The sequence below is a fragment of the Streptococcus mitis genome, assembly GCF_946188695.1.
Lineage (GTDB): Bacteria > Bacillota > Bacilli > Lactobacillales > Streptococcaceae > Streptococcus > Streptococcus mitis_DF.
Genome location: NZ_CAMHWI010000008.1, coordinates 38,937 through 64,953, shown reverse-complemented (window position 1 = coordinate 64,953; position 26,017 = coordinate 38,937). Strand labels below are relative to the sequence as shown.

Genomic DNA, 26,017 nt, shown 5'->3' with positions numbered 1-26,017 from the left:
TCTTTTGATTAAAAGAGTCCAAACAAGTGCATGATTGGAAATACAAGCAACATGCTATCGAAACGATCCAAAACACCACCATGTCCAGGGATAAATTTCCCAGAATCCTTGACACCAAAGTGACGCTTGATCGAACTTTCTAGTAAATCACCAAATTGTCCAGCAATGCTAAAGAAAATAGCAAAGACTGACATCTTGTAAATTCCATACGGAAGAGCAACTGTTCTGTCAAACATCATAAAGATGATAGTTACTAAAATAGCACCTAAAATACCACCCAAGGCACCCTCAAAGGTTTTATTTGGAGAAACTGTCGGAGCTAATTTTCGTTTACCATAGTTCATCCCAACAAGATAGGCACCACTGTCTGTTGCCCAAACAATACACAAGGCTAAGAGTGCCTTATCTAAACCTGCAATTCTAGCATCTAATAGAGCATTAAAACCAAAGCCCACATAAAAGCTCATAGCAAGAGGGAAAACAGCATCCTCAATCGTATATGACTTGCTAAAAACAGTCGTTCCTAACATAATTGAAATCAAAACACTATAAGCAACCACATTCCCATCAACTGGTAAAAAAGTCAGGTAATTCTCCAAGGGAATGGTCAAGGCAAAGGTGGCAAAGAGGGTCAAGAGGCCCTCCATCGTCATGGTCTCTAGACCTCTCATCTTCAAAAGTTCATGCATGGCTAGCATGGCTATGATTCCAATTGCTATCTGCAGCAAGAGTCCCCCAATCATTAAAATTGGTAGGAAAATAGCCAGGGCAATCCCTGCAAACAAGGTTCTTTTCTGTAAATCCTGTGTCATATTTCCTCCTAAACTCCTCCAAATCGGCGGTGACGACGATTGTAGGCAAGAATGGCTTCCTGCAAGGCCGCCTCGTCAAAATCAGGCCACAAGGTATCCGTAAAATAGAGCTCACTATAGGCTCCCTGCCATGGAAGGAAATTGCTCAAACGCAATTCTCCACTAGTACGGATAATCAAGTCTGGGTCTCGTAACTCCTTAGGCAAATGCTGGGTGAAGAGATAGTTGCCAATCAATTCCTCTGTGATGTCACCTGGGTTAATTTTGGCATCTAACACATCCTGAGAAATCAACTTAAGAGCCTGTGTAATTTCAGCACGTCCACCATAGTTGAGGGCAAAATTAAGAATCAAACCTGTATTGTTCTTAGTCAATTCCTCAGCCTTAGTCAGAGCTTCAAAGGTTTGCTTAGGCAGGCGGTCCGTCTCCCCAATCATTTGAATCTTAACATTATTCGCATGCAGTTCAGGGACATAATTGTCATAAAACTCTACTGGCAAGTTCATGATAAACTTGACTTCCTGATCTGGACGGGTCCAGTTTTCTGTAGAAAAAGCATAGACCGTAATAACCTTAACGCCTAGTTTGTTGGCTGCCTTGGTCACAGTTTGCAATGCTTCCATGCCCGCCTTGTGTCCAAAAACTCGCGGTTGCATACGTTTTTTAGCCCAACGGCCATTGCCATCCATGATGATGCCGATATGAGCAGGAACCTGTGTCGGAACCTCTACTTCCACAGCCTTATCTTTCTTAAAAAATCCAAACATGATCTTATTCCTATTCAAAAATCTATCGTTTCATTATACCATATTTCCCTATTTTCTTCTATCACTAAGCTATTTATACTCTTCGAAAATCAAATTCAAACCACGTCAGCTCTATCTGCAACCTCAAAACAGTGTTTTGAGCAACCTGCGGCTAGCTTCCTAGTTTGCACTTTGATTTTCATTGAGTATTATTCTCAGGCACAAAGCCCATTTCCAAAAAAATAAGCCGCCTGATTGGGCGACTTTATTTTTTATAGGGAGATTATTATGAAAAAGTTTTAGGAGTTTAAGTTAAGGTCTTCTTAACTTATGAACTTAGTATACACTTCCTAGCTTAAAGTTTCCTTAAGTATTTTTAAAAATCAAATTTTTCCATTTCTCCTGCCAATTTTTCTTGGATAATCGTGTTTGATAGAGTTCCATTCGTTCTTGATTCTCTAAAAATTGAGGAGTTGGACGAACTTGAAAATTCAAAATATCCTCCAGACCGTATGGAGTAAAGAGTTCCAAAACGGATTCTTCATTCAAGCGCAGTCCAACTGCCGTACACCGTTCTGGATACTTACTCATAGCATCACGAGAACTGGTATAGGGAGCAGTATGAGGGCTGTGCTGGTGCATATAGACTTGATTTTTCAATTCCCACTGGTACTGAGGAAAGTCCTCTCTCAGCTTTTTCTCTAGGGACAAGGTTTCCTCATAAGAAATATCTGGATCAAAGAAAATTACATCTACATCTGTTTCACAGTCAAAAGGGGATTTGTCTGACAAGAAATTCCAGATAAAATTTCTGACAGAACCTGCTGCCAACCAGGAATCTGTTAACTCCAGGTTTCGGACGATCGTCAGAATAGCCATCATATCTGAATTTTTTCTAAAAGCCTCTAGAATTTCTTGCTTATTTTTCATTGTACTCATACCCCAAATGATCATATGCCTTAGCAGTCGCCACCCGTCCAGAACGTGTCCGCATGATAAAACCTTTTTGAATCAAGTAAGGCTCATACATGTCTTCGACAGTCTCGCGCTCCTCAGCAATATTAACAGAAAGAGTTCCTAAGCCGACAGGGCCACCACCGTACATCTCAATCATGGTCCGGAGAATTTTTTGGTCCACATAGTCCAAACCTTCATGGTCAACATCCAGCATAGTCAAAGCCTTATCCGTAATAAGATCATCGATAACCCCATCCCCCATAATCTGGGCAAAATCGCGCACGCGCTTGAGGAGACGATTGGCAATACGAGGGGTTCCACGGCTACGTAGAGCCAACTCAGACGCTGCCTCATGGGTGATTTCCATCTCAAAAATATCTGCCGTCCGCTCAACAATTTCCGTCAAATCAGCATGAGCATAATACTCCATATGACCTGTAATTCCAAAACGTGCCCGTAGCGGATTTGAGAGCATACCAGCCCGAGTCGTCGCACCAATCAAGGTAAAAGGTGGCAACTCCAAATGAACACTGCGACTACCTTCACCAGCCCCAATCATGATATCAATGTAGAAGTCCTCCATGGCACTATAAAGCACCTCTTCCACCGACATAGGCAAGCGATGAATCTCGTCAATAAAGAGGACATCCCCAGGCTCTAAGTCATTCAAAATCGCTACCAGATCTCCGGCTTTTTCAATGACTGGACCCGAAGTCTGCTTGAGATTGACACCTAGTTCGTTGGCAATAACAAAAGCCATGGTCGTTTTTCCCAAACCTGGAGGTCCAAATAAGAGCACATGATCCAGCGCCTCATCCCGCATTTTTGCTGCTTCGATAAATATTTGGAGCTGGTCCTTGACCTTGTCCTGCCCAATATATTCACGTAAGTACTGAGGACGGAGCGTGCGTTCTACTAACTCCTCATCCCCCATTATCTCGTTATCTAAAATTCTATTCATAGCTCTATTATATCAAAAAACAAAGCCACAAACAAAAAAGCCACTGGATTGGTGCCTCCCGAGTTTAACACTTATGTGGAATAATATTCTACGGCACTTCTACACCGCCTACGAAAGGAGGTGAGATAGCCTATGATGGAATTAGTACTCAAAACTATCATCGGACCAATTGTGGTCGGTGTCGTTCTTCGATTAGTCGATAAATGGCTAAACAAGGACAAATAGTGTCAAAAAAGACCCCAAGCCTATTTGGTCGTGAGCTTGGGGTCTTTTCTAGCCTATGATATAGAACTAGTACTCAATTCCTTTTTATTATCCCATAGTTCACGAATTTTGTCAAAGGTTTATATCCTCGGCTTTTCAAGCTTTAACCGCTGGCTAACAATATGATGACTCACTCCTTGACAACCAAGAGCATTATTACAGTAGTTCTAGTCCTTCAATTAACAGTCACTTAAATTCAAAGTGAGGTTGAACTTGCTGAAGCGACAACAGAGCTATTTCTTACTCATATTCGCTTAAAAAATCCCCGCCAAAATCTCAAAAAGTCCCCGCCAATTCCCCAACCAAAATCCGAAAAATATCGGAAAATGATTTTTAGAATAGTCCCAAAAAGCCTGAAATCGAGCCAAAAAACTTCACTTGATTAGGCGACTCCCGACTTTAGCACTTATGTGATATAATATTTTACGGCACTGCTACACCGCCTGCGAAAGGAGGTGAATTAGCCCATGATGGATACAATACTTAAAACTATCATCGGACCAATTGTGGTCGGTGTCGTTCTTCGATTAGTCGATAAATGGCTAAACAAGGACAAATAGTGTCAAAAAGACCCCAAGCTTATTTGGTCGTGAGCTTGGGGTCTTTTCTAGCCTATGATATAGACACAATACTTAATTCTCTTTTATTATCCCATAGTTCACAAAATTTGTCAAAACTTTACTCTTTAACCGCTGTACAACAAGACGTTCAAGATTAAGCGAAAGTTATCGGAAAATGATGTTTAGAAAACTCCCGAAAAGCCTGAAATAGAGCCAAAAAACTCCACCTGATTGGGTGCCTCCCGAGTTTAACATTTATGTGGTATAATATTATACGGCACTGCTACACCGCCTACGAAAGGAGGTGAGATAGCCCATGATGGAACTAATCCTTAAAACTATCATCGGACCGATTGTGGTCGGTGTCATCCTTCGCTTAGTCGATAAATGGCTAAACAAAGATAGATAGTGTCAAAAAAGACCCCAAGCTTAATGTGGAAGTTAGCTTGGGGTCTTTTCTAGTCCATGATATAGAACTAATCCTTAATTCCTCTCCATTATCCCATAGTTCACAAAATTTGTCAAAACTTTACAACCTCACCCATTTAGCTTCTTCAACTTTATAATCTGTCCAATAAAGTTTATAAGATTGGGAGAAAGTTATCGAAAAATGATTTTTAGAATAGTCCCGAAAAGCCTGAAATAGAGCCAAAAAACTCCACCTGATTGGGTGGAGTTAAGGGAGATTATTATGAAAAAGAAAAGTTTAGGATTTTATTAAATAAAGTTAGGAGGTCTTTATTTAATAACTATATGATACAAGACAAAGCTTAAAACTAGCTTAACTTTTCTCAAATTTTACTATTATGCAAAAAATTTCTATCACTAGCACTTCACCTCACAAAAAAGCCACCTGATTGGGTGACTTCATTAGGAGATTATGATGAAAAAAAGTTTTAGGATTTTATTAAATAAAGTTAGGAGGTCTTTATTTAATGACTATATGATACTAAACCAGCCTTAAACTTTGCTTAAGAAAAAACAAGTTTTATGATTTTTCTCGATTCATCCAAGTCATCCCTATACAATCATAGGTGGATAAGATTTCAAAGCCCATAGAACGATAGAAGCCCAAGGTTCTTTCTGTCTGTTCTGTTACCAGCTGGACTTGATAGGCATCTTTGTAATCCTCTAAAGCCTCTTTCATTAGGGCACTACCAATCCCTTGACGCTGATAGATGGGTAAAACGATTAAATCCTGAACCAATACTGATGAGAAACCATCTCCAACCAAACGAATCAAGCCCACCACAGTATCACCATCAAGCGCCACATAAATCGCTAATGAATGAGATAAGGCCTGCTCCAACATCTCTGGTTGATCGGTATAATTTGTCCAACCGACAGCCTGATAGAGATGCAAAACATCCTCTAGCTTAACAATTTCTTGCTTTTTAATAGCAATCATATCAACACCTCTTAGAATTCTCTCAAGCTCTTGTACTGTCGTCCTTTTTTATCAAAATTTTCAGGAGCCAACCATGTTTCTAAACGAGCCTTGACTTGTGACCAGTCCGTATCAATCATAGACAACCAATCCGTATCTCTCGTACGTCCCTTATAAACGACTGCCTGGCGGAAGGTCCCTTCATAGACAAATCCCAAACGCTCCGCAGCTCGTCTGGATGGCAGATTAAGAGAATCACATTTCCATTCGTAGCGACGATAGTTAAGCTCCTCAAAAACATAGCGCGCCAAGAGATAGTGAGCTTCTGTCCCTATTCGTGTTCCCCTGAGCTCTGGAGAAAAAGTGACCGCTCCCACTTCTATCACTCGGTTATTCTGGTCAATGCGCATGAGAGAAAATGTTCCCAAACCCTTACCAGTTTCCTTGTCTACAATCACATAGTAAAATCGATCCTTACGAGCCAACATCTGATTTAAAACGGCAACCAGCTCCTCCATATCCGTCACTGGTTCCTGAAAGAGGTAAGTCCACATCTCCCGCGGAGTATCTGGACCATAAACAGCTAATAAATCCTCCGCATGCTTTTCCACCGAAAGAGCCTCTATCCGAGCATAACGCCCTTCTAAGAGATCAATAGCAGGCAATTCACCTAGTGTATAACCTTCCATTGACTCCCCAATCATCTGACCATATTCATTTACTGGCATAGCTTTCTCCTTGTTTCGCTTTTCAAACTTTATAGTTGCCCATAGTATACCATACTTTCATAAGAAGATTCAAAAAATCCTCCAGATTCTACTCTGAAGGATTCCTATCTTATTTTTCTTCAACCCACTACAGTTGACAAAGAGCCTCTTATTTCACAACGATATTAACGAGTTTAGTTGGCTCAAACAGTTTGGGAAACTGTTTGAGGTTGGAAATCAGCAAATAAATTGGTTATTTCACAACAATATTAACCAATTTATTCGGTACCGCAATCACTTTCACGATTTCCTTACCATCAATTTCTGCTTTGACTTTTTCGTCAGCTAGAGCAATTTCTTGCAATTCTTCGCGTGATAGGTCTTTAGCGACCATCAATTTGGCACGGACTTTACCTTTGATTTGAACGACGATTTCGATTTCGTCTTCAACCAATTTGCTTTCGTCCCATGTTGGCCAAGCTACGTAAGAGATTGATTCACCTGTTGCCGCAACAGTTTGCCAGAGTTCTTCTGCCAAGTGAGGTGCAAATGGGGCAATCAATTGGATAAAGCCTTTGGCGTAGTCCACATAGAGTTTGTCTTCCTTATTAGCAGCGTTAACAAAGACCATAAGTTGGGCAATGGCTGTGTTGAATTTCATAGACTCGATTTGCTCAGTGACAGCTTTAACGGTTTCGTTATAAACCTTGTCAAGAGCACCATTGTTTTCCGCAACGATTTCTTTACTTGTAATCAAACGGTAAACACGGTCAAGGAATTTACGACTTCCTTCCAGACCTTCTTCTGACCAAGCGATGGAAGCATCAAGTGGACCCATGAACATTTCATAGACACGAAGGGTATCGGCACCGTATTGTTCCACCACATCGTCTGGGTTAACAACGTTCTTGAGCGATTTAGACATCTTGGCTGGTGCTTGCTCCAACTCTTCTCCTGTTTCCACATGGAAGAAGGAACCATCACGTTTTTCAACCTTGTCGGTTGCCACAAGAGCCCCACGGTGGTCACGGTAGCTTGTTCCCAAGATCATTCCTTGGTTAAAGAGTTTTTGGAATGGTTCCTTAGTTGGAACAACACCGAGGTCATAGAGGAATTTGTGCCAGAAACGAGCATAAAGCAAGTGAAGTACAGCATGCTCTGCACCACCCACGTAGATATCTACTGGCAACCATTGTTTGAGGAGGTCCTCATCAGCCAATTTTTCAGTATTGTGTGGATCAATATAGCGAAGGTAGTACCAGCTTGAACCAGCCCATTGTGGCATGGTGTTTGTTTCACGACGACCTTTGACACCATCTTCACGAGTCACTTCAAGCCAGTCTGTCAAGTTAGCTAGTGGACTTTCACCAGTACCTGAAGGACGGATGTCCTTGGTTACAGGCAAGACAAGTGGCAATTCATTTTCAGGGACAGCTGTTGAAGTCCCGTCTTCCCAATGAATGATTGGGATTGGTTCACCCCAGTAACGTTGGCGGCTAAAGAGCCAGTCGCGGAGACGGTAGGTAACCTTCTCTTGTCCATAACCTTTCTCTTCCAACCAAGCCACAATCTTAGCAATAGCAGCTTCTTTGTTGAGTCCATCTAGGAAGTCAGAGTTGACGTGAAGACCGTCTTCTGTGTAGGCAGCTTCTTCTACGTTTCCACCTTCAAGTACTTCTACGATTGGAAGGACAAATTGTTTGGCAAATTCCCAGTCACGTTGGTCGTGGGCAGGAACAGCCATTACCGCACCTGTCCCGTAACTAGCAAGAACATAGTCTGCAATCCAGATTGGAATTTCCTTACCATTGACAGGATTGATGGCATAAGCACCAGTCCAAACCCCTGTTTTTTCCTTGGCAAGGTCAGTACGAGCCAAGTCAGACTTGAGACTAGCTTGGCGTTTGTAGTCCGCAACTGCATCAGCTTGCTCCGGACTTGTGATAGCGTTAACCAAGTCATGCTCAGGAGCCAATACAGTGAAAGTAGCACCGAAAAGGGTGTCAGGACGAGTCGTAAAGACGGTGAATTCCTTGTCTGTTCCCTTAACTTTAAAAGTTACATTAGCACCAGTTGATTTACCAATCCAGTTGCGTTGCATGTCCTTGATAGATTCTGGCCAATCCAACTCATCCAAGTCATTGAGCAAGCGTTCTGCATAGGCAGTGATTTTAAGCATCCATTGGCGCATTGGTTTGCGGACAACTGGATAGCCTCCCCGCTCAGAAGTTCCATCAGGAAGAACCTCTTCGTTGGCGATGGCTGTTCCCAACTCTTCAACCCAGTTTACTGGCACTTCCGCTTCATAGGCCAAGCCCTTTTCGTAAAGCTTGGTGAAGATCCACTGAGTCCACTTGTAGTAGTTTGGATCTGTTGTGTTAACTTCACGATCCCAGTCATAAGAAAATCCAAGCGCATTGATTTGGCGTTTGAAGTTGGCAATATTTTCCGCTGTAAATTCTGCTGGGTCATTACCTGTATCCATAGCGTATTGCTCTGCAGGCAAACCAAAAGCATCCCAACCCATTGGGTGAAGAACATTGTAGCCCTGCGCACGTTTGTAACGGCTGAGGATATCGGTTGCAGTATAACCTTCTGGGTGACCTACGTGCAGACCCGCTCCAGACGGATAAGGGAACATATCGAGAGCATAAAACTTAGGTTTTGATGCATCTGTTCCTGTCTTAAATGTATGATGTTCTGCCCAGTAGCCCTGCCACTTAGGCTCAATTTCTTTATGATTGTAAAAACTCATGGTCTCTCTCCAATTTTGTGATGTTACTATTATACCATTTTTGAGGGAATTTGAAAGACGAGAAATGTTCTTTTGGGCTTGGATGCCAAGAAAGACTGAATCGCAAATCCAGCTTATGTAGCAGTATAAAAAATTAGCCCTCATTTGGAGCTAACTTCTATCAATTATTTGTTTCTTGTATTTTCTTCCCCTAGCGTCTTTAACTCATATTTCTCGTTTTAGATTTCTTTAAGGTTTTTATTATATCCTGTAGAACTCTACAATTTAAAGACATTAACAATCTAGGTAGAGAAAATGTTCGTAAAAAAGGAGATACTTATGAAAAAAATACTATTCTTTCTCTCTTGTGGCTGGATATTCCTTTCTTTATCAGGATGTTCTTCACCTATAGAAGCGGAAACTAGCTCTGAAAAAGATTCAGATAACACTTTGGTTGTCTACTCGCCTAACCCTGAAGACCTTATCGAAGAGACAATCCCTGCCTTCGAAGAAAAATATGGTATTAAGGTTGATTTAGTACAAGCCAGCACGGGTGAATTGTTCAAAAAAGCTGAGGCTGAAAAAGAATCCCCTGTAGCCGATGTCATTTTCGGAGGCTCCTACGCCCTCTTCTCTTCTAACGAAAATCTTTTTGAACCTTATATTTCTCAAGAGAACGACCAGATAATCCCTGAATATCAAAATAAAACCGGATTCTACACGCCTTATACACTTGATGTCAGTGTCATCATTGCCAATTCAGCTCTTACAAAAGATATTAAAATTGAAGGCTACAATGATCTACTCAATCCTAAATTAAAAGGAAAAATCGCTACTGCTGATCCAAGTAATGCTTCTAGCGCCTTTGCACAATTAACAAACATGCTTGTCGATCAAGGTGGATACGAAAATGAACAAGCTTGGACCTATGTGAAAAATCTCTTTACCCTAGTAGATGGAAAGATTGCATCTAGTTCTTCAAATGTTTACAAAGCTGTCGCCGATGGAGAAATGGCCGTAGGACTCACCTATGAAGATCCTGCCTTAAAACTCTTAAATGATGGGGTTGATGTAAAAGTCATTTATCCAAAAGAAGGAACCGTCTTTTTACCTGGTAACGCGGCTATCGTTAAAAATGCCAAACACATGGAAAACGCCAAGAAATTTATCGATTTCCTCCTTTCTCAAGAAATCCAAGATAAGCTAGGAACTGAAACAACAATCAGACCCATTCGTAAAAATGCTAAAACCAATAAAAATATGAAGGCTATGACAGAAATCAATATTGCCACTGAAGACTCAGATTATGTCATTAAAAACAAATCTGCCATTCTTAAAAAGTACAATGATATTTTTACAGATATCCAATCTAAACAGTAAAAGAGGTTCACTATGAGTGAGATCAAAATTATTAGCGCCAAAAAAATCTACCACGATGTCCCTGTTATTGATAATTTAAATATTACAATTCCCAAAGGAAGTCTCTTTACCATCCTTGGTCCTTCAGGATGTGGGAAAACGACTCTTCTTCGTATGATTGCAGGTTTCAACAGTATCGAAGGCGGAGAATTTTACTTCGATGATACAAAAATCAATAATATGGAACCCAGCAAACGCAATATCGGGATGGTTTTCCAAAACTACGCTATTTTCCCACATTTGACTGTCCGAGATAATGTTGCTTTTGGTCTCAAGCAAAAGAAGGTTCCAAAAGAAGAATTGGTCCAACAGACCAATAAGTATCTTGAGCTCATGCAAATTGCTCAATATGCGGATCGAAAGCCCGATAAACTTAGTGGTGGACAACAACAACGTGTCGCCTTGGCACGCGCCTTAGCGGTTAATCCAAGTGTTCTCCTCATGGACGAGCCACTTAGTAACCTAGATGCCAAACTTCGCTTGGATATGCGTCAAGCCATTCGAGAAATCCAACACGAAGTGGGAATTACAACCGTCTATGTGACCCACGACCAAGAAGAAGCCATGGCTATTTCAGACCAAATTGCTGTTATGAAAGATGGGGTGATCCAACAAATCGGCCGACCAAAAGAACTCTATCATAAACCAGCTAATGAGTTTGTGGCCACCTTTATCGGACGCACAAATATTATCCCTGCCAATCTCGAAAAACGGAGCGACGGCGCTTATATCGTCTTTTCAGACGGCTATGCCCTTCGAATGCCAGCTCTTGATCAGGCTGAGGAACAAGCTATTCATGTAAGTATTCGTCCTGAAGAGTTTATCAAAGATGAATCTGGAGAGATTGAAGGCACTATTAGTGATAGCGTCTATCTTGGACTGAACACTGAATACTTCATCGAGACAGGCTTTGCCTCAAAAATTCAAGTTAGTGAAGAATCAACTTTTGAAGAAGATCTACAAAAAGGCGATCGTATTCGTCTACGAATCAATACTCAAAAATTAAACGTCTTTTCTGCAGATGGTTCTCAAAACCTGATAAAAGGAGTCAACCATGGAACGTAAAAAACTAAACATTTGGACAGCCTCCTCTTTCTTCATCTTTCTTACCTATCTTGTCTTTCTCGTTTATCCTATCGTTACTGTGCTCAAGCAAGCACTCATACATGAAGGACAATTCTCACTAGCTAATTTTGTCACTTTCTTTAGTAAAGCCTACTACTCTGAGACACTCGTCAATAGTTTCAAGGTTTCCATTACCGCTACTATCACTTCCTTGGTTGTAGGAACCTTATTAGCTTACCTCTTTTCCATGTATGACTTCAAGGGAAAGAAATTTCTACAAATATTGATTATCATTGCTTCCATGTCAGCTCCTTTCGTAGGAGCCTACTCCTGGATTCTCTTGCTGGGACGAAATGGGGTCATTACTAAATTCCTGACAAATTCCCTTCATCTTCCAGCTATCGATATTTATGGATTCAAAGGAATTGTGCTTGTCTTCACACTGCAACTATTCCCACTGGTATTTCTATACGTTGCTGGGACAATGAAAAGTATTGACAATTCTCTACTTGAAGCCGCTGAAAGCATGGGGTCCTTCGGATTTAAGCGTATCGTAACGGTTGTTTTACCTCTCCTCGTTCCAACCTTACTAGCGGCTGCCCTGCTTGTATTTATGAGAGCATTCTCAGACTTTGGAACACCGATGTTAATTGGTGAAGGATATCGGACTTTCCCGGTCTTGATTTATACACAATTTATTAGCGAGGTTGGAGGAAATTCTGCTTTTGCATCTGCTTTAGCAATTATGGCGATTATCATTGCCTTGGCAATTTTCCTTATCCAAAAATACATTTCAAATCGCTACAGTTTCAGTATGAATTCGCTCCATCCAATCGAGCCTAAAAAAACTACAAAAGGAAAAATGGTTGCCATTTATGCAACAGTCTACGGAATTATCTTGTTCTCTGTTCTACCTCAAGTCTACTTGATTTATACTTCTTTCCTAAAAACATCAGGTATGGTATTTGTCAAAGGTTATTCTCTAAACAGTTACAAGGTAGCTTTCAATCGTATGGGATCTGCTATTTTCAATACCATTCGTATCCCTTTGATTGCCTTAGTTCTAGTTGTCCTATTCGCAACATTTATCTCCTACCTAGCCGTTAGAAAACGGAATTTGTTTACAAACTTAATTGACAGCCTCAGTATGGTACCTTATATTGTACCAGGAACCGTTCTAGGGATTGCCTTCATTTCTTCCTTCAATACCGGTCTATTTGGAAGTGGATTCCTTATGATTACAGGGACAGCTTTCATCTTGATTATGTCCCTATCTGTCAGAAGATTGCCTTATACTATTCGCTCATCTGTTGCTAGCTTGCAACAAATTGCACCAAGTATTGAAGAAGCTGCTGAGAGCTTAGGAAGTAGTCGCCTCAATACCTTTGCCAAGATTACAACTCCAATGATGCTATCTGGTATTATCTCTGGAGCTATCCTATCTTGGGTTACAATGATTTCAGAACTTTCTACTTCTATCCTCCTCTACAATGTCAAAACAAGAACAATGACTGTAGCTATTTATACAGAGGTTCTCAGAGGAAATTACGGTGTAGCCGCAGCCTTGTCAACTATCCTGACTATTCTAACAGTAGGTTCCTTGCTCTTGTTTATGAAAATCTCTAAAAGCAACAGCATTACACTTTAGTTTTCCCCATCAAAAACAGCCGAAAGGATTACCCTCGGCTGTTTTTCTTATCTTGATATTCTTATCAAATCCCTAGTTCAGAGCAAGCAAGTCTAGACTGATTATACTCAATGAAAATCAAAGAGCAAACTAGGACACTAGTCGCAGGTTGCTCAAAGCACTGCTTTGAGGTTGTAGATAAGACTGACGAAGTCAGTTACATATATCTACGGCAAGACGACGTTGACGCGGTTTGAAGAGATTTTCGAAGAGTATTAAATAGAGGCTTCCTCCATCTTCTCACGTCCTAGTTCTCGGTAACTACGGTCGCCGACAACTTCTACGCTAAACTGGCCGTCCTCATATTCAAGGATCGTCACGCTACCATTATCGAGACCATGCGGATGCATGCCATTAATCAGATACACAATGGTTCCAATGGTCATTCCGTGGCTCACGACTAGGGCATTGCCCCCACCTTGCTCTTCCATTTCTTTGGCAATCGCTTCAAAACCTTCCTTGATTCGGCCACTGAGTTTTTCCCAGCCTTCAGCCCAACCAGCTGTATCGACCTCTACTAAGCCCTCAGCCAGTTCAGCATAAGATAATTGGTGAACATGGTCCACATTAAAGATACGAGGAATAATGCCCATGAAAAGATCGCCATCATAAGCTCCGTCAAAGCTACCAAAACACCATTCTCTGATACGCTTGTCCATGCGGTAAGGGATTTTCCCCTGCAAGCCAAGTTCATCAAGGATGATTCCCATTGTCTGAATGGTGCGCCCAGAATCACTCGAATAAGCGCGCTCAAACTGTAGACCAGATTCTCTCAAACCGATTCCTAATTCTTGAATCCCTCGCTCACCTTCAGCTGTTAAGGGAGTATCGCTCCAACCTTGCGCTCGACCAATCGTGTTAAACATAGTCTTGCCATGACGTACCAAATACAATCGTACTTTTACCATTTTCCGTCCTCCGTTTGCTTCTATTATATCATGGATGATAAAACAAAAGCCACCCAGACAGGTGACTTTTGCAGGAGATTATTATGAAAAAGTTTAGGAGGTCTATTAAATAAAGATATTAGATGAAAATCAAATTCAAACTAAATCAGAGTTATCTATTTCAAATAATATTAGGAGGTCTTTATTTAATGATTATAGTATACACACCTAACCTTAAATAGAACTTAAAAAATTAAACCCATTCACCTTTTTCATTTACTTTATAACCGTTAATAGTCATGTTTTTTGCCAATTTCCCATCAGATAACAAGTAATACCACTTATCTCCATCCTTGATCCATTGGTTACGAGCATACTTGCCATCTTGGTTCAGATAATACCAGCTATCATACTGAGAATCAAATACCCACTCGCTCTTAGCCATGTAACCGCCACGTTTTAGGTAGTATTCGCCCTGCCAAGCTTTCTCCACATAACTACCAGTTGAATCTACATAAAACCAGCTCTTATAATCTTCATCATAAATCCATTCACTTGCAGCCATTGAAGCATCTGCTTTTAGATAATAACGGCCTACCCAACGATTTCTTACAAGATTGCCAGAGAGGTCATTGTAGTACCATTTCCCAGACTCTTTAAACCACTTACTTGCTTGATGATCTTTCTTAGTCTCTCCATTAGAGGTAACGGTAGATTGAGTTGAAGTTGAAACTGAGGATGAAGTTCCAGTAGAAACTGCTTGAATAGCCTCTTCTTTTGTCACCTTAGGCTTAGCTTTGCCTTGGTAAACATCTTCGATACGCTTAGTAAAGACAGATAACTCTTCAGGGGATAACATTCGACTATTTTTGTAATTACCATCCTCATGTATATCCGCTTCTGTTTTGATCTTTTTAACAGCTTCTTCTACTATGTCATCAATCTTACTAAACATAGAAACTTTATCTGCTTTCGAAAGTGAATCGTCATTACTAATGGCCGTCTTCTCCATAAAGGCAACAGCATTAACTTCTCTGATATTCTTTTCAGTAGGTGCTAATGAAAATGCTTGAAAATCGTCTGATAGAAACGTTGGTAGTCTTTTTAAAAATATATCCAATTGTTCTTCATCATTAAATATTTTATATTTTTCGTTCCAACCAGATGTACTATGTCCTCCCCAGTTATCATAGCTATACAAAAGACGTAACATTTTTTCTCTTTCAAGATTTGTGTAATACGGATTTTTCTTAATTTGAGCAGTGACAAGTTCTTTCTTCTTATCTACTATTGCTCTAAAAATATAAGTTTTTAGTTCACTATCATAATTTCTATTATCATTTCGAGGTTCATGAAATTCAAATCTTTCTTTTCTATATTTCCAATCCCCAATATTTGCTATTAGATTCTTTTCTTCTTTATCAATGTAATCTATAAAATATTGAAGATTTTCATTAAAGCGTTCAGAAATACTATTATTAAGAAATTCGATATCATTTTGTGAGAAAGAAAGTACACTCCAGTCTATTTGCTTCACTAAATTAAGAAAGTGTTCTTCATTCTTCCTCATAAAATCTATCTGTGCTTTTTTATATTCTGCAATTACTTTCTTAATCTCTTCTGGTGTTGTACTAATAGCAGTTTCATGGCTTTCTTCTTGTGCATAAACTACTTGATTGGCAAACGTTGGTACTAGTAAAGTCGACAGTCCCAAAGCTACTAAAGCATGTTTCATTTCTTTTTTCATCATTTTCTCCTAATCTCTTAATTTTTAAAACTATGAATTGGTGCTGGGATTTGTCCTCCACGAGAGATGAAATCGACAGACGAAGCTCCATTGACTTTCATAACAGGTGCAGTTCCTAATAGGCCTCCAAACTCAATCATATCGCCTTCTTTTCCTTTTGGAATGATACGAACAGCTGTTGTTTTCATGTTAATGACACCAATTGCAGCTTCATCTGCAATCATAGCCGCAATGGTTTCAGCAGGTGTATCCTCCGGAATGGCAATCATATCCAAACCAACAGAACAGATAGCTGTCATGGCTTCTAGTTTTTCCAAATTAAGAGAGCCATTTTGCACTGCAGCAATCATTCCCTCATCCTCAGAAACAGGGATAAAGGCACCAGACAAACCTCCGACTTGGTTGCAGGCCATCACTCCGCCCTTCTTAACTTGGTCATTCAAGAGAGCCAATGCAGCCGTCGTTCCATGCGTTCCAACTGTTTCTAGTCCCATTTCCTCAAGGACACGTGCTACAGAATCTCCAACCGCAGGAGTTGGCGCCAAACTCAAGTCCACAATACCAAACTCCACACCCAGTCTCTCGCTGGCCATCTGACCAACCAATTGACCGATACGAGTGATTTTAAAGGCAGTCTTCTTGACTGTTTCTGCTACTACGTCAAAGCTCTCTCCACGAACTTTTTCCAAGGCACGCTTGACCACACCAGGACCAGAAACCCCGACGTTGATGATAACATCAGCTTCCCCAACACCGTGGAAGGCACCTGCCATAAACGGATTGTCCTCAACAGCATTAGCGAATACAACCAACTTAGCTGCCCCCATATCAGATAGAGTTGCCGTTTCCTTGATAACTCGTCCCATATCTGCGACAGCCGTCATATTGATACCAGACTTGGTTGAGCCGATATTAACTGACGAGCAGACCTTATCCGTTTCTGCCAAAGCCCGAGGAATAGAATTGATGAGAATCTCATCTCCCTTTTGATAACCCTTTTGTACCAAGGCAGAAAAACCACCAATAAAGTCCACACCAATCTCTTTCGCAGCCTTATCAAGCGCTTTTGCCAGAACCACATAGTCTGTTGCATCTGTCGCCGCCCCAATCAGAGAAATAGGAGTCACCGATACACGCTTATTAACGATTGGAATTCCCAACTCCGCTGCAATTTCATCACCAACAGCTACTAAATTTGCTGCCTTAGTCGTAATCTTTTGATAAATTTTCTCCGCAGCACGATTGATATCTGGATCGATACAGTCCAAAAGAGAAATTCCCATGGTAATGGTTCTGATATCGAAGTTTTGCTCCTCAATCATGGCGATGGTTTCAGTAACTTGTCTAATATCCATGTGCACCTCCTAGATATTATACATAGCGTCGAAAATCGCAGCACTTTGAATATTAATTTTCACATTCAAAGTTTGTCCAAAAGCTTCAAATTCATTACGAAGATAAGTGAAATCTTGCTTTTCATCACTAGAGACGACAGCCATCATCGTGAAATATTCATCCAAGACAGTTTGAGAGATATCGTCTATGTTCAAACCCAATTCTGCAATTTTACCAGAAACGCCTGCAACAATTCCAGATTTATCTTTACCAACAACAGTTATAATCGCTTTCATAAGCAAACTCCAATTCTTCTTTTAATAGGAAACCTGAACATTAAACAGGATTCTTTTCAAATAGTATAGCATAATTCTAACAAAAATACTCAAAAACGCCTGCTTACGAAGTTGTTCTTAAGCAAAAAACAATTTCGTAAACAAGCGTCTACTATCCCAACTTATGATGAGTGTTCCCGCTAGGACCGAAATCCTAGCGGTAGACCAGAGCTAGACTAAGAGCACAAGACTCCATCATCATAACACTCAACAAAATTGATGATTTTATACTAATTCAATGATCGCCATTGGCGCTGCATCACCACGACGTGGTTCAGTTTTAAGGATACGAGTGTATCCACCGTTACGTTCAGCATAACGAGGTGCGATTTCTGAGAACAATTTTTGAAGTGCTGTAGTAGAAGTGTACTTATCAGTTGCTTCATCATAGTTTTCAGATGCGATTTCATTACGTACGAAAGCAGCAGCTTGACGACGTGCATGCAAATCACCACGTTTACCTAGAGTAATCATTTTTTCAACAGTTTTACGGATTTCTTTAGCACGAGCTTCAGTTGTCACGATTGATTCGTTGATCAAAAGGTCAGTTGTCAAATCGCGAAGCATTGCTTTACGTTGTGAGCTAGTGCGTCCTAGTTTACGGTAAGCCATGTATTCCTCCTTTATTTATCTTTTAATCCAAGACCCAAATCAATGAGTTTGAGTTTCACTTCTTCCAAACTCTTGCGTCCAAGATTTCGTACTTTCATCATCTCTGCTTCAGATTTTTCTGTCAAATCATGCACAGTATTGATACCGGCACGTTTCAAACAGTTGTATGAACGCACAGACAAGTCCAGTTCCTCAATCGTACGATCCAAAATACGATCGTCAGATTCAGTATCAGCTTCTTTCATCACTTCAGTTGACTTGGCAATCTCAGTAAGATTTGTAAACAAATCAAGATGTTCTGTCAAAATACGTGCTGAAAGCCCTAAAGCATCTTCTGGAATAATTGTTCCATTTGTCAAGATTTCAAGGGTTAATTTGTCAAATCCATCATTGCTACCTACACGAGCAGGTTCAACTTGATAGTTGACTTTGGTAACTGGTGTATAAATAGAATCTACAGCAAGTGTCCCAACTGGTGCATTATCTTTTTTATTTTCATCAGCAGGTACATATCCACGACCACTGTTAACAGTCATAGTCGCTTTTAGAGAAGAACCTTCACCGATTGTAAAGAGATAATGATCTGGATTTACAATTTCAATATCGCTATCTGTCAAAATGTCACCAGCTGTTACTTCAGCAGGACCTTCGACATCTAGTTCGATGATTTTTTCGTCTTCAACGTACGATTTCACTGCAATTCCTTTAATGTTCAGAATGATTTGCATCACGTCTTCACGAACACCTGGAACTGTGTCAAACTCATGTAACACACCATCAATGTTGATAGATGTCACAGCTGCTCCTGGTAGAGAAGCTAGAAGTACACGACGAAGAGAGTTACCAAGAGTTGTACCGTAGCCACGTTCAAGTGGTTCGATTACAAACTTGCCATAATCTTTATTTTCATCAATTTTTGTTATATTTGGTTTTTCAAACTCGATCATTTAGTTACTCCCTCTTAAACGAAAAGCAGTGTAATGCGATGATTATACACGGCGACGTTTTGGAGGACGAGCACCATTGTGTGGCACTGGAGTCACATCACGAATTGCTGTTACTTCAAGACCAGCGGCAGCAAGCGCACGAATAGCTGACTCACGACCAGAACCTGGACCTTTTACAGTAACTTCAACTGATTTAAGACCGTGTTCTTGTGCAGATTTAGCAGCAGCTTCAGAAGCCATTTGAGCAGCGAATGGTGTAGATTTACGAGAACCTTTGAAACCAAGAGCACCAGCTGATGACCAAGCAATTGCATTACCATGCACATCAGTAATCATAACAATAGTGTTATTAAATGTAGCGTGAATATGAGCAATACCAGATTCGATATTCTTTTTCACACGACGTTTACGTGTTGGTTTAGCCAAGACTTTTACCTCCTATATTATTTTTTCTTACCAGCAATCGCAACAGCTTTACCTTTACGAGTGCGAGCGTTGTTTTTAGTGTTTTGTCCACGGACAGGAAGTCCACGACGGTGACGGATACCACGGTATGAACCGATTTCCATCAAACGTTTGATGTTCAAGTTTACTTCACGACGAAGGTCACCTTCAACTTTGATTGCATCCACTTCACGACGGATAGCATCTTCTTGATCTGATGTCAAATCACGTACACGAACATCTTCTGAGATTCCAGCAGCAGCCAAAATTTTCTTAGATGTTGCAAGTCCGATACCATAAACATAAGTCAATGAGATTACTACGCGTTTGTCATTTGGAATGTCAACTCCAGCAATACGAGCCATGTTTTCTCCTTTCTATCTTATCCTTGACGTTGTTTGTGTTTTGGATTTGCTGGGCAAATTACCATAACACGACCATTACGACGAATAACTTTACAGTATTCGCAAATTGGTTTGACCGATGGTCTTACTTTCATTTCTTATCCCTCCAAGTTTTTCGATTATTTAAAGCGGTAAGTGATACGTCCACGTGTCAAGTCATATGGACTCATTTCGACAGTAACACGATCTCCCGCTAAAATACGAATATAGTTTTTACGAATTTTACCAGAAACTGTTGCTAAAATCTGATGTCCATTTTCAAGTTCAACCGTAAACATTGCATTCGGCATTGTATCAACTACTTTGCCTTCAACTTCAATCACATCGTCTTTTGCCACGCAAAAGCACCTCCATAAATTTCGATTCGATGCCTCTAGACACAGAGACAACAATTATAAGTCAGACTATCTTAGTATAACATTTGTAGCGGATTTTTGCAAGTGTGAAAAACGCTTTATTTCAAATTTGTCAATACTTTTTCGATATCTGAGAAGACATCATTGATATCTTGATTACCTTCGATGTCATGAACCAAACCTTTGGCACGGTAGTGAGCAATGATTGGTTCCCCTTGAGCAATATTAACATCCAAACGACGTTTGACTGTCTCAGGCTTATCATCTTCACGTTGGTAGTAATCTTCTTCTTTATAGTCAACTGGTGGGTTAAAGACCTTGTGGAAAGTTTCTCCAGTTACGCGGTGGATAATACGACCACTCAAACGTTCCAAGAGGCTATCTGGATTCACTTCAATGTTGATGACACCTTCTAGTTCAATGCCAAGTTCAGCCAATGTTTTGTCCAAGGCATGAGCTTGTTCGATTGTACGTGGGTAACCATCCAACAAGAATCCTGTTTCTTTAATATCATCTTGTGAAAGACGTTCTTTTACGATTCCATTTGTAACTTCGTCAGGAACTAATTCACCCTTGTCAATGTATGACTTAGCAAGAACACCCATTTCAGTTTGATTTGCCATTGCAGCGCGGAACATATCACCTGTTGAGATATGTGCAACATGGAATTGTTCTACGATTTTTGCTGCTTGAGTTCCCTTACCTGCACCAGGTAAGCCCATAATCAAAAGATTCATGATCTGATCTCCTTATTTTATTTTTAAATAGAAGCAAAAATTCTTTTCACCCCTATTTAAAAACAAAATAGAAGAGGGGAGACCAAACTCTCACAAATGTTAGAGTTTAAACCTCCACTCCCTCAGCATTTACTGATTCATACTCAATGAAAATCAAAGAGCAAACTAGGAAGCTAGCCGCAGACTGTACTTGAGTACGGCAAGGTGAAGCTGACGTGGTTTGAATTTGATTTTCGAAGAGTATCAGTAAATACTTTTATTCTGTTCTATCCATGAAACCAACATACTTACGTTTCAATAGGTAACCTTCCAATTGTTTGATTCCTTCAATACCCGTAGAGATAATGATCAAAAGACTAGTCCCCCCAAAAGCAACTGCTTCTGAAAGTCCGAAAACATCTTTTGCCACGATCGGTAAAATAGAAATCACACCAAGGAAGAGAGAACCAACAGTTGCAAGACGACGAAGAAGTTTAGACATATATTCCTCTGTACCTTTACCAGGACGAACTCCATGGATATAGGCTCCGCTCTTTTGTAGGTTTTCTGCCGCTTTTTCAGGATTAATCTGTACAAACGTATAGAAGAATGTAAAGAGAATAATCAATAAAGCATACATAGCAATACCAGTTGGTGAAGTTGTTGCCAGCATTTCTTGTGCTGTTCTTACCCAAGCCCAATCATGACCTGTAGCGCTCAAAAACTGAAGAATAGCCGCAGGCGCTGCAGTAATCGAACTTGCAAAGATAACAGGGATAACTCCAGCAGGGTTTACTTTCAAAGGAAGGTAAGAGCTAGATGGAGCACCTTGTGCAACCTTAGTATATTGGATTGGAATTTTGTATTCTGCTTGTTGAACATAGGTTGTAAAGTAAATGATCAACAATACAGTAATAATCAAAATGATTACGAAAATGATAGATGAGTTGATACGGCTACTTGGGACATTCACAAAGTAGTCCACATAGATGCCCTGAATCATCTCTGGAATTGAGGCAACAATCCCGGCAAAGATAATCATAGAAACACCATTTCCGTACCCCTTATCTGTAATTTGCTCTCCCAACCAAGTCACAATCATGCTACCAGCTGTTAAGATGATACCAATCATGATAAAGACTTGTGGAGTAAGAGCTGTTTTCAACAATTGAGCTCCAGCCAAAGTATTAAAACCTGCTGTAATCCCGATAGATTGCACAAAGGCTAGAACAAGAGCAATATAACGAGTAGCTTGATTTAATTTTCTTCGACCTACTTCCCCTTGTTTACCCCATTCTACAAATTTGGGTAAAATATCCATTTGCAAGAGTTGGACAACGATAGAGGCCGTAATGTAGGGACTAACACCAAGAGCAAAAACTGAGAAGTTTTTCATGGCATTCCCTGACACCAAGCTCAACATGTTTAAGAAGGATAATCCACTTAAAGCATTCAAGCTATTGGCATTCACACCAGGAACTGTAATACTAGTTCCGATACGAAAGACCAAAACGATAAAAATTGTAAATAAAATTTTTGATCGAACCTGCTTGACTTTAAGAGCTTCTCTTAATAATTTAAAAAACATAGGTCACCTCTCTTAGATGACTTCTACTGAACCACCTTTAGCAGTGATAGCTTCTTCAGCTGATTTAGAGAATTTAGCTGCTTTCACAGTCAATTTCTTAGTCAACTCACCGTTACCAAGAACTTTAATACCTGATTTTTCAGCTTTAACAATTCCTGCTTCGATAAGAACAACTGGAGTAACTTCAGCACCATCTTCAAAGACGTTCAATTGGTCAAGGTTCACAATTGCGTATTCTTTAGCGTTGATGTTAGTGAATCCACGTTTTGGAAGACGACGGAACAATGGAGTTTGTCCACCTTCAAAACCAAGGCGAACTCCGCCACCGCTACGAGCTTTTTGACCTTTTTGACCACGACCAGATGTTTTACCGTTACCTGATGAAGTACCACGACCAACGCGGTTACGTACTTTACGAGAACCTTCTGCAGGTTTCAATTCATGAAGTTTCATTTTTATTTTCTCCTCTTTTGTAAAATGCTAGCGCCGATAAGGGAGAAAAGGTTGTCTCCCCCATCAACTCGCCTATACAACATCATCATAGATGACTATATCTAGTTTTAGGGGATGGTATAGTGCACATCCCCTAAAAATTCATTAGTTTACTTCTTCAACTGTTACCAAGTGAGATACTGCTGTGATCATACCACGGATAGCAGCGTTATCTTCCTTAATAACAGAGCTGTTCAATTTGCCAAGTCCAAGTGCTACAACAGTTTTACGTTGTGATGGAATGCGTCCGATTGGAGACTTAGTCAAAGTAATTTTAATTTGAGCCATTTTATCCCCTTTCTTATGCCAAATCAGAAACTGAAATACCACGAAGGGCAGCAACTTCTTCAGCGCGTTTCAATTGTTTCAAACCTTCAACAGTTGCACGAACAATGTTGATTGGAGTGTTAGAACCAAGTGATTTAGATGTAATATCTGCCACACCTGCCAATTCCACAACGGCACGAACTGCACCACCAGCGGCAACTCCAGAACCTTCTACAGCAGGTTTCAACAATACTTTAGCTCCACCGAATTCTGAAAGAACTTCGTGTGGAATTGTTGTTCCAACCATAGGAACTTCGATCAAGTTTTTCTTAGCATCATCTACTGCTTTACGGATTGCTTCTGGAACTTCTTGAGCTTTACCAGTACCAAATCCTACGCGACCGTTGTGGTCACCAACAACAACAAGAGCTGCGAAACGAAGACGACGTCCACCTTTAACAACTTTTGTAACACGGTTGACAGCAACTACGCGTTCTTCTAATTCAACTGCATTGTCTTTAAATGCCATTTTCTAGTGTCCTCCTATTAGAATTTCAATCCGTTTTCACGAGCTGCATCAGCCAAAGCTTTCACACGTCCGTGATATAGATATCCACCGCGGTCGAACACCACTTCTGAAATACCTTTAGCGTTTGCACGTTCTGCAACGAGTTTACCGACAGCAACGGCTTGTTCAGTTTTAGTTCCTTTTGAAACTTCTTTGTCAAGAGTTGAAGCACTTGCGAGCGTTACACCCGCTACGTCATCAATCACTTGAGCGTAGATGCCTGTATTAGAACGGAATACGTTCAAACGTGGGCGATCAGCAGTTCCAGAGAGTTTTCCGCGAACGCGACGGTGGCGTTTTTGGCGGAGTTTGTTTTTATCTGGTTTTGAAATCACAGTTTTCACCTCTTTAGTTTTAAATCGTGTGCTATGCACAAAGTTGGAAAATAGGTTGGTGGTTGAGAATCAACCACTCAACATTATTTACCTGTTTTACCTTCTTTACGGCGAACGAATTCACCAACGTAACGGATACCTTTACCTTTATATGGTTCTGGTGAACGAAGGCTACGTACGTAAGCAGCTGTTTGACCAACTACTTCTTTTGAAATTCCGCTAACAACAATTGTTGTTGGGTTTGGAAGTTCAAAAGTAATTCCTTCTGGAGCTTCAACTTCGTCTGGATGAGATTTACCAACAGCCAAAACAAGTTTAGATCCTTGAAGTTGTGCACGGTAACCAACCCCGCGCATTTCAAGTTCTTTCTTGAATCCTTCTGATACACCAACAACCATGTTGTTCAAAAGGGCACGAGTAGTTCCGTGGATAGTTTTCATTTCTTTTGAATCGTTTGGACGGTGAAGAGTTACTTCAGTACCTTCCACACGGATTTCAATATCTTTTGAGAACTCACGAGTAAGTTCTCCTTTAGGTCCTTTTACAGTTACAACGTTGTCATTGTTAGTGATTTCAACACCAGCAGGCAACACGATAACTTTATTACCAATACGTGACATGTTTATTTTCTCCTGTTAAATTGTCAGGCCAGAACGGCCAGTTTTCACGGGGTTAAATCGATTTCTCGATTTAAAGGAACATTTAGTTTCAATCTCAAAGTGAATCTAGGCATCGTCTCGCAGGCATAACTTTGGGTTAGGCAAGAGACGATAACGAAGAGTCACAAAGAAATTGGGAGCTAAACATTACCAAACGTAAGCGATAACTTCTCCACCAACATTCTTTTGGCGTGCTTCTTTATCAGTAAGCAAACCTTCAGAAGTTGAAAGGATAGCAATTCCAAGTCCGTTAAGAACTTTTGGAAGATCTTCACGTTTTTTGTAGACACGAAGTCCTGGTTTAGAAACACGTTTCAAGTTAGTGATAACTTTTTCACCGTTTGGTCCGTATTTAAGGAATACACGGATGATGCCTTGTTTGTCATCTTCGATGATTTCAACGTTTTTTACAAAACCTTCGCGTTTAAGGATTTCAGCAATCCCTTTTTTGATGTTTGATGCAGGTACTTCAAGTACTTCGTGTTTCGCTTGGTTAGCGTTACGAATACGAGTTAGGAAGTCTGCGATTGGGTCAGTCATAACCATTTTATTTTTCTCCTCTTACTAGTAGTTTGCAAGTTGCACTTGCTAGTTAATACATGATACAAAGAGCGTAACAGCAAGAGCAAAAATAGGCAATTTGATGCAGGAGCGATGCTCCAAAGAAAATTGGTCTTTTTTGCCAAAGCTGTAGCTCGTGTTCAAATTGGCAAGCCCAACTGAACCCGGGCTAAACTCTGTGTGAAAAAGATAAACTTTCCTAGAAACTTTAGTTTCTTCGTCAAGTTTCCTATTTTCACTTGGAGTTTTGACGCCCTTGATATCTTAAATTACCAAGATGCTTTTGTTACACCAGGAATTTGTCCTTTGTAAGCTAATTCACGGAAGCAAACACGGCAAAGTTTAAATTTGCGGTAAACTGAATGTGGACGACCACATTTTTCACAACGAGTATAAGCTTGAGTAGAGAACTTCGCTGGACGTTTGTTCTTAGCAATCATTGATTTTTTAGCCATTAGATTTACC

General features: G+C 40.4%; 32 protein-coding genes. 6 read left to right on the top strand and 26 right to left on the bottom strand.

Features of this window, described 5'->3' with window-relative positions:
• Window positions 1–8 precede the first annotated feature (8 nt).
• The 4 genes from N8L33_RS04995 to ruvB all read right to left on the bottom strand — a co-directional run bounded on the left by N8L33_RS04995 (window position 9) and on the right by ruvB (window position 3,476).
• The gene (locus N8L33_RS04995; RefSeq protein WP_000189852.1) at window positions 9–812 is read right to left on the bottom strand and encodes a phosphatidate cytidylyltransferase; all 804 of its coding nucleotides are present in this window, start codon (window positions 810–812) and stop codon (window positions 9–11) included.
• 8 nt (window positions 813–820) lie between these two features.
• Window positions 821–1,579, bottom strand: coding sequence for an isoprenyl transferase (locus N8L33_RS04990; protein ID WP_000466722.1), 759 nt, complete (start codon window positions 1,577–1,579; stop codon window positions 821–823).
• Between the two features lie 345 nt (window positions 1,580–1,924).
• Window positions 1,925–2,497: a nucleotidyltransferase family protein gene (locus tag N8L33_RS04985; protein ID WP_261058818.1), complete on the bottom strand. Its 573-nt coding sequence runs from the start codon at window positions 2,495–2,497 to the stop codon at window positions 1,925–1,927.
• Complete coding sequence (ruvB, locus tag N8L33_RS04980; protein ID WP_314725982.1) at window positions 2,478–3,476, bottom strand: Holliday junction branch migration DNA helicase RuvB; 999 nt, start codon at window positions 3,474–3,476, stop codon at window positions 2,478–2,480. Before ruvB ends, N8L33_RS04985 begins: the two co-directional genes overlap by 20 nt.
• Window positions 3,477–3,608: 132 nt before the next feature.
• Between ruvB and N8L33_RS04975 the strand changes: the two genes are divergently transcribed.
• From N8L33_RS04975 to N8L33_RS04965, 3 genes are all read left to right on the top strand, one after another.
• Entirely contained in the window at window positions 3,609–3,701 is a 93-nt protein-coding gene (locus tag N8L33_RS04975; protein ID WP_000970382.1) for a type I toxin-antitoxin system Fst family toxin, read from the top strand.
• 506 nt (window positions 3,702–4,207) lie between these two features.
• Complete coding sequence (locus N8L33_RS04970) at window positions 4,208–4,300, top strand: type I toxin-antitoxin system Fst family toxin (protein ID WP_000969509.1); 93 nt, start codon at window positions 4,208–4,210, stop codon at window positions 4,298–4,300.
• A gap of 316 nt (window positions 4,301–4,616) precedes the next feature.
• Window positions 4,617–4,709, top strand: a complete 93-nt coding sequence (locus N8L33_RS04965; protein ID WP_000970294.1) for a type I toxin-antitoxin system Fst family toxin — start codon at window positions 4,617–4,619, stop codon at window positions 4,707–4,709.
• Window positions 4,710–5,288: 579 nt separating this feature from the next.
• Here N8L33_RS04965 and N8L33_RS04960 read toward each other — a convergent pair.
• The 3 genes from N8L33_RS04960 to leuS all read right to left on the bottom strand — a co-directional run bounded on the left by N8L33_RS04960 (window position 5,289) and on the right by leuS (window position 9,149).
• Entirely contained in the window at window positions 5,289–5,708 is a 420-nt protein-coding gene (locus N8L33_RS04960) for a GNAT family N-acetyltransferase (protein ID WP_261058816.1), read from the bottom strand.
• An 11-nt stretch (window positions 5,709–5,719) separates the two neighbouring features.
• Window positions 5,720–6,415 (bottom strand): GNAT family N-acetyltransferase, encoded by a 696-nt coding sequence (locus N8L33_RS04955; RefSeq protein WP_261058815.1) that lies wholly within the window; start codon window positions 6,413–6,415, stop codon window positions 5,720–5,722.
• A gap of 232 nt (window positions 6,416–6,647) precedes the next feature.
• Window positions 6,648–9,149 carry a leucine--tRNA ligase gene (leuS, locus tag N8L33_RS04950; protein WP_261058809.1) on the bottom strand — a complete coding sequence of 834 codons (2,502 nt, stop codon included), beginning with the start codon at window positions 9,147–9,149 and terminating at the stop codon, window positions 6,648–6,650.
• Between the two features lie 318 nt (window positions 9,150–9,467).
• On the opposite strand from leuS, the gene N8L33_RS04945 reads away from it, so the two are divergent.
• The 3 genes from N8L33_RS04945 to N8L33_RS04935 are packed head-to-tail and all read left to right on the top strand — an operon-like array spanning window position 9,468 to window position 13,260.
• Window positions 9,468–10,508, top strand: a complete 1,041-nt coding sequence (locus N8L33_RS04945) for an ABC transporter substrate-binding protein (RefSeq protein WP_261058800.1) — start codon at window positions 9,468–9,470, stop codon at window positions 10,506–10,508.
• A gap of 12 nt (window positions 10,509–10,520) precedes the next feature.
• On the top strand, window positions 10,521–11,612 hold the full coding sequence (locus N8L33_RS04940; protein WP_261058794.1) for an ABC transporter ATP-binding protein: 1,092 nt from the start codon (window positions 10,521–10,523) through the stop codon (window positions 11,610–11,612).
• On the top strand, window positions 11,602–13,260 hold the full coding sequence (locus tag N8L33_RS04935) for an ABC transporter permease (protein ID WP_261058792.1): 1,659 nt from the start codon (window positions 11,602–11,604) through the stop codon (window positions 13,258–13,260). Before N8L33_RS04940 ends, N8L33_RS04935 begins: the two co-directional genes overlap by 11 nt.
• Before the next feature lie 254 nt (window positions 13,261–13,514).
• On the opposite strand, the gene N8L33_RS04930 is transcribed toward N8L33_RS04935, so the two are convergent.
• The 19 genes from N8L33_RS04930 to N8L33_RS04840 all read right to left on the bottom strand — a co-directional run bounded on the left by N8L33_RS04930 (window position 13,515) and on the right by N8L33_RS04840 (window position 26,007).
• Window positions 13,515–14,207 carry a histidine phosphatase family protein gene (locus tag N8L33_RS04930; RefSeq protein WP_000241548.1) on the bottom strand — a complete coding sequence of 231 codons (693 nt, stop codon included), beginning with the start codon at window positions 14,205–14,207 and terminating at the stop codon, window positions 13,515–13,517.
• A 232-nt stretch (window positions 14,208–14,439) separates the two neighbouring features.
• Window positions 14,440–15,933 (bottom strand): N-acetylmuramoyl-L-alanine amidase family protein, encoded by a 1,494-nt coding sequence (locus N8L33_RS04925; protein ID WP_261058791.1) that lies wholly within the window; start codon window positions 15,931–15,933, stop codon window positions 14,440–14,442.
• Window positions 15,934–15,950: 17 nt separating this feature from the next.
• Entirely contained in the window at window positions 15,951–17,288 is a 1,338-nt protein-coding gene (locus N8L33_RS04920) for a PFL family protein (RefSeq protein ID WP_173234359.1), read from the bottom strand.
• Between the two features lie 9 nt (window positions 17,289–17,297).
• Window positions 17,298–17,564 carry an ACT domain-containing protein gene (locus N8L33_RS04915; protein ID WP_261058784.1) on the bottom strand — a complete coding sequence of 89 codons (267 nt, stop codon included), beginning with the start codon at window positions 17,562–17,564 and terminating at the stop codon, window positions 17,298–17,300.
• Between the two features lie 264 nt (window positions 17,565–17,828).
• On the bottom strand, window positions 17,829–18,215 hold the full coding sequence (gene rplQ / locus N8L33_RS04910) for a 50S ribosomal protein L17 (protein ID WP_000331493.1): 387 nt from the start codon (window positions 18,213–18,215) through the stop codon (window positions 17,829–17,831).
• Window positions 18,216–18,226: 11 nt separating this feature from the next.
• Window positions 18,227–19,162: a DNA-directed RNA polymerase subunit alpha gene (locus tag N8L33_RS04905; RefSeq protein WP_000568988.1), complete on the bottom strand. Its 936-nt coding sequence runs from the start codon at window positions 19,160–19,162 to the stop codon at window positions 18,227–18,229.
• A 42-nt stretch (window positions 19,163–19,204) separates the two neighbouring features.
• A complete protein-coding gene (gene rpsK / locus N8L33_RS04900) occupies window positions 19,205–19,588 on the bottom strand; it encodes a 30S ribosomal protein S11 (RefSeq protein ID WP_001118385.1) in 384 nt (127 codons plus the stop codon).
• Window positions 19,589–19,605: 17 nt separating this feature from the next.
• A complete protein-coding gene (gene rpsM / locus N8L33_RS04895) occupies window positions 19,606–19,971 on the bottom strand; it encodes a 30S ribosomal protein S13 (RefSeq protein ID WP_000090781.1) in 366 nt (121 codons plus the stop codon).
• 17 nt (window positions 19,972–19,988) lie between these two features.
• Window positions 19,989–20,105: a 50S ribosomal protein L36 gene (gene rpmJ, locus N8L33_RS04890; RefSeq protein WP_001808836.1), complete on the bottom strand. Its 117-nt coding sequence runs from the start codon at window positions 20,103–20,105 to the stop codon at window positions 19,989–19,991.
• A gap of 24 nt (window positions 20,106–20,129) precedes the next feature.
• Window positions 20,130–20,348, bottom strand: coding sequence for a translation initiation factor IF-1 (infA, locus tag N8L33_RS04885; RefSeq protein WP_001029883.1), 219 nt, complete (start codon window positions 20,346–20,348; stop codon window positions 20,130–20,132).
• 116 nt (window positions 20,349–20,464) lie between these two features.
• Window positions 20,465–21,103: an adenylate kinase gene (locus N8L33_RS04880; RefSeq protein WP_001050436.1), complete on the bottom strand. Its 639-nt coding sequence runs from the start codon at window positions 21,101–21,103 to the stop codon at window positions 20,465–20,467.
• 256 nt (window positions 21,104–21,359) lie between these two features.
• Window positions 21,360–22,670, bottom strand: coding sequence for a preprotein translocase subunit SecY (secY, locus tag N8L33_RS04875; protein ID WP_000465403.1), 1,311 nt, complete (start codon window positions 22,668–22,670; stop codon window positions 21,360–21,362).
• A 12-nt stretch (window positions 22,671–22,682) separates the two neighbouring features.
• Window positions 22,683–23,123, bottom strand: a complete 441-nt coding sequence (gene rplO / locus N8L33_RS04870; protein WP_000766088.1) for a 50S ribosomal protein L15 — start codon at window positions 23,121–23,123, stop codon at window positions 22,683–22,685.
• A 144-nt stretch (window positions 23,124–23,267) separates the two neighbouring features.
• The gene (gene rpmD / locus N8L33_RS04865; protein WP_000057241.1) at window positions 23,268–23,450 is read right to left on the bottom strand and encodes a 50S ribosomal protein L30; all 183 of its coding nucleotides are present in this window, start codon (window positions 23,448–23,450) and stop codon (window positions 23,268–23,270) included.
• Between the two features lie 13 nt (window positions 23,451–23,463).
• The gene (gene rpsE, locus N8L33_RS04860) at window positions 23,464–23,958 is read right to left on the bottom strand and encodes a 30S ribosomal protein S5 (RefSeq protein WP_000874202.1); all 495 of its coding nucleotides are present in this window, start codon (window positions 23,956–23,958) and stop codon (window positions 23,464–23,466) included.
• A 17-nt stretch (window positions 23,959–23,975) separates the two neighbouring features.
• The gene (rplR, locus tag N8L33_RS04855; RefSeq protein WP_000624044.1) at window positions 23,976–24,332 is read right to left on the bottom strand and encodes a 50S ribosomal protein L18; all 357 of its coding nucleotides are present in this window, start codon (window positions 24,330–24,332) and stop codon (window positions 23,976–23,978) included.
• 83 nt (window positions 24,333–24,415) lie between these two features.
• On the bottom strand, window positions 24,416–24,952 hold the full coding sequence (rplF, locus tag N8L33_RS04850) for a 50S ribosomal protein L6 (protein WP_000086626.1): 537 nt from the start codon (window positions 24,950–24,952) through the stop codon (window positions 24,416–24,418).
• A gap of 186 nt (window positions 24,953–25,138) precedes the next feature.
• On the bottom strand, window positions 25,139–25,537 hold the full coding sequence (gene rpsH, locus N8L33_RS04845) for a 30S ribosomal protein S8 (protein ID WP_000245504.1): 399 nt from the start codon (window positions 25,535–25,537) through the stop codon (window positions 25,139–25,141).
• A gap of 284 nt (window positions 25,538–25,821) precedes the next feature.
• Window positions 25,822–26,007: a type Z 30S ribosomal protein S14 gene (locus N8L33_RS04840; protein ID WP_001085697.1), complete on the bottom strand. Its 186-nt coding sequence runs from the start codon at window positions 26,005–26,007 to the stop codon at window positions 25,822–25,824.
• Window positions 26,008–26,017 lie beyond the last annotated feature (10 nt).